This is a genomic window from Anaerolineae bacterium (genome assembly GCA_016931895.1).
Taxonomy (GTDB): Bacteria; Chloroflexota; Anaerolineae; order 4572-78; family J111; genus JAFGNV01.
Window position 1 is genome coordinate 1 of sequence record JAFGDY010000192.1, and the last position, 3,684, is coordinate 3,684.

Below are 3,684 nucleotides of genomic sequence, written 5' to 3' on the forward strand. Positions count from 1 at the left end.
AAGGTAGCGTTATATCGTTTTTTCATCCTTTTATTATAGGACATTAATTCCGTTTTTGAGTGTCCAAATTTCGGGGTCCATTATACAACCATGGGCCAAAGATGTGGCCGAATTTGTAGTTTATTATCAAAAGACTTTAGATTTGCTGGCACCCCAGGCGGGGCGTGTGTTTACCGTGTCGCCATTATTTATTGGCGAAGATGCTTCTAATGGGTGGAATCAAAATCTGGCCGCCCTGGCCGAGGCGATTCAGAGTATCTCTGCTCATGATGAGCATGTTGGCTACATCAATCTACGCGCCGACTTCATAGCCGCGCTCGACAACCATCACATTTCACCATACCAGCTTACTGGCGCCATCAGGGTGATTCTGGATGCAGTGCTGTTGAGAAGTGGAGCGCAGGTGGATCGCCAGGCGGCCAGCCGGGGATTGCAATTAACTTTGGATGGGGTCCATTTGAACAGCCGCGGGGCCAGACTTGTGGCTGGACGTTTTGTGGAGGCTATCAAAACAGTCAATTGATTAAATGGAGGAATCAGATGAAGATAAGAAAAAGTGAAGTAGCTATTTTAGTTATTACGGCGCTGGCCTTTATCTTGAGCGCCGTGGTGTATCCGCAGATGCCGGCCCTGGTTGCCTCGCATTGGAACGCCCAGGGCCAGGTGGACGGTTATATGTCTAAATTCTGGGGTTTGTTTTTTCTGCCCTTGCTCTTGGTTGGGTTGGCTTTACTGTTCATCGCTATCCCCCGGATTGACCCTTTGCGGGCCAACATTCAAACCTTCAGAAAATATTATGATGGATTCGTTATTTTGTTTTTTGTGTTCATGATTGTCATTCAGGTGCAGGTTATTTTGTGGAATCTCGGTATCCAGATCAGCCCCAATATCGTAATGCCAATAGCCGTTGGGTTGTTGTTCTTCTACGCAGGTATCCTCTGTGAAAATTCAAAACGAAACTGGTTTATCGGTATCCGCACCCCCTGGACGTTGAGTAGTGATGAGGTGTGGGCCAAAACTCACCGGCTTGGCGGTAAGTTGTTCAAACTGGCCGGCGTGATTACCTTTTTGGGCGCGTTCTGGCCAAACTACGCTATCTGGTTCATCCTGTTGCCCATTATTGGCGTGTCGCTCTACACCATTGTTTATTCATACGTTATTTACCAGAACGAGACAAAGCCCACGCAAAGTTAAAAAAGAAACTCGGAGCGGAGGCAGGAAGGGGTCATTTTTTTTATCCCAGGAGATGAAATAATATGAGCTTGACCGATGCCCAAAAAACTTTCTTCAGCAATCCCTACAGCGATTTTTGGCCCTTTATGGCCCAGTTTGATTTTAAGCGGGAGTCTATCTTTCACCAGATGGAGCAGCAGTATCGCGAATACGGGATCCACAGTATTGGCCCCTGGTTTGGACGCTTGCTCAACTTTCTGGTTCGCTTTGGCCAGGCCCAAACTGTGCTGGAATTTGGCACGGCCACCGGCTACTCGGCAATATGGCTGGCCAAAGGATTGCCGGCAGGGGGCATGCTGACCACCATCGAATGGGACAGCAGCGTCTTATCTTTGGCTCGCCAGAATATGGCCCAGGCTGAAGTGCAAGAAAAAGTCACCATCCAACCCGGCGACGCCGCAGACGTGGTGAAAAAACTAAACCAGCCGTTTGACCTTATTTTTGTTGACTGCGCCCACTTTGTGGCGTTGGAGTGCAGCGAGCGCCTGCTCCGCTCCGGCGGCCTGTTTGTGTGTGATAACGTTGGCTTTAGGGGCCATGAAGATTTTAACCAGGCGTTGACCACCTGCCCCTACCTGGAAACGCTCTATCTGTAATCCTATTTGAAAGGGAGAGTGCCGGAAAATACGGCGTTTAGCGTGAGTATCAAAGTATGAGTAAAATGCTACCCGCCATCGTCTTTCCCTTCCACGGCACTGACTGCTTCATGTCTCCCATTTAGAAACCATTAGATTGTAAGAGTTTGGAGGTTGCCATGAGTACTCAAGGCATAAAGGCTGATGATAAAAAAAGCAGCCAGTTACGGTCGTCCGGCTATGTCAGTTGTACGGTACACCACTAACCCGGCTTGGATCGAAGGGATTGTCTGAGTACCGAGTGCGTAAAATCAGGGCTATAATAAAGGCTGCGCTATTGACAACCATCAGAAAAACGGCTATAATAATCTAAAATTTAGTCTAAACTAAAAATTTATTTAGTATTATCTAATAATTATCCATCCAAGGGAGGAGGCCATGTTCAATTGGCTCAAACGAAATAACCAAAAAAACAAACACTCAAATGGGCGCTACCAAAACGGCAACGAGCATCTCATCGAATTACAGCAAGTGACCAAAAATTACGCGGTGGCCGCGGGAATCTTTACGGCTCTCAAAGAGGTTGATCTGAAAGTTGATCCGGGCGAGTTTGTGGCCGTGATGGGTAAATCGGGCAGCGGCAAGTCAACCCTGATCAATATGATCACGGGCATTGACCGGCCCACCACCGGCCACGTTTTGGTGGGCGATACAGCCGTGCATGTTCTCAATGAAGGGCAGGTGGCGGTGTGGCGGGGTCTCAACGTGGGCGTGGTCTTTCAATTCTTCCAATTGCTGCCCACGCTAACGGTCATCGAAAACGTGATGCTGCCTATGGACTTCTGCAACGTGTATCGCATGCGTGAGCGGGAAGAACGGGCCATGCATTTGCTGGAGCAAGTCGGCCTGGCTCAACACGCCTATAAACTACCATCGGCTATTTCCGGCGGCGAACAGCAGCGAGTGGCTATTGCCCGCGCCCTGGCCAACAACCCGCCCATTATCGCCGCCGACGAACCAACCGGCAACCTGGACTCGGCCACCTCCGAGGCCATCTTTAAACTGTTTGCGAGCTTGGTGGATGAAGGCAAAACAATTTTGATGGTGACGCATGATGTTGATCTGGCCAAACGAGCCACCCGCACCGTTTTGCTGGCCGACGGCCGGATTGTGAACGGCAAAGTTTCGGCCTCTGAGTGGCAGGCCCTGGGCAGCGACATGGCCACAATGGAGACGCCCCATGCTTAAACCTCGCTGGCGCAAGGTTTTGCGCGATTTATGGTTAAATCGGATCCGCACGATAGTGGTGGTTTTTTCAATTGCGGTGGGGGTTTTTGCCGTGGGCGTGATATCTACCTCGCAAATTGTTTTATCAGAGCAGTTGAATGAGGCCTATTTAGCCACCAATCCAACCAGCGCCTTTATCCTTACTTTTGACTCGTTTGACGCCGACGTGGTTGAAGCCGTCAAAAAGATGCCTGAAGTAGGCGCTGCCGAGGCGCGGCGGGGTATTTACGTTCGCCTGAAAACGGGTGAAAATAAATGGACGGTTTTACAGTTAAACGCCATTGACGATTTTGACAATATAGAGGTTGATAAGGTCTGGCCCCAAGAGGGCAAATGGCCGCCTGACGAACAAGAAATTTTGATTGAGCGTTCGGCAATGAGGTTAATAAATGCTGAAATAGGCGATGAGCTGATCATCAAAGACCCCGAAGGCAAAGAGCGAAAAGTTCGGCTGGGGGGCACGGCCCATGATACATATGCCTTAATGTACACCTTCCAGAATTTTGCTTATGGTTACGCCACTTTTGATACCCTGGAATGGCTGGGCCAGCCCCGCGATTTTAACGATTTGCGGTTTACCGTGGCCAAA

Annotated in this window: 5 protein-coding genes; all 5 read left to right on the forward strand. The window is 49.6% G+C overall.

Annotated features, from left to right (window positions below; genetic code table 11):
- Positions 1 to 55 precede the first annotated feature (55 nt).
- Entirely contained in the window at positions 56 to 523 is a 468-nt protein-coding gene (locus JW953_14100) for a hypothetical protein (GenBank protein ID MBN1993828.1), read from the forward strand.
- A gap of 17 nt (positions 524 to 540) precedes the next feature.
- Positions 541 to 1,194, forward strand: coding sequence for an SdpI family protein (locus JW953_14105; protein ID MBN1993829.1), 654 nt, complete (start codon positions 541 to 543; stop codon positions 1,192 to 1,194).
- A 62-nt stretch (positions 1,195 to 1,256) separates the two neighbouring features.
- Complete coding sequence (locus JW953_14110; GenBank protein ID MBN1993830.1) at positions 1,257 to 1,829, forward strand: class I SAM-dependent methyltransferase; 573 nt, start codon at positions 1,257 to 1,259, stop codon at positions 1,827 to 1,829.
- Between the two features lie 417 nt (positions 1,830 to 2,246).
- Positions 2,247 to 3,056, forward strand: a complete 810-nt coding sequence (locus JW953_14115) for an ABC transporter ATP-binding protein (protein ID MBN1993831.1) — start codon at positions 2,247 to 2,249, stop codon at positions 3,054 to 3,056.
- A partial coding sequence (locus JW953_14120) for an ABC transporter permease (protein ID MBN1993832.1) occupies positions 3,049 to 3,684 on the forward strand: 636 nt, incomplete at its 3' end. The genes JW953_14115 and JW953_14120, both read left to right, overlap by 8 nt.

What these genes read in the sequence shown, in the direction of transcription:
- JW953_14105 (MBN1993829.1), top strand. Translation starts at nt 541, where the DNA reads ATGAAGATAAGAAAAAGTGAAGTAGCTATTTTAGTTATTACGGCGCTG.
- JW953_14110 (MBN1993830.1), top strand. Translation starts at nt 1,257, where the DNA reads ATGAGCTTGACCGATGCCCAAAAAACTTTCTTCAGCAATCCCTACAGC.
- JW953_14115 (MBN1993831.1), top strand. Translation starts at nt 2,247, where the DNA reads ATGTTCAATTGGCTCAAACGAAATAACCAAAAAAACAAACACTCAAAT.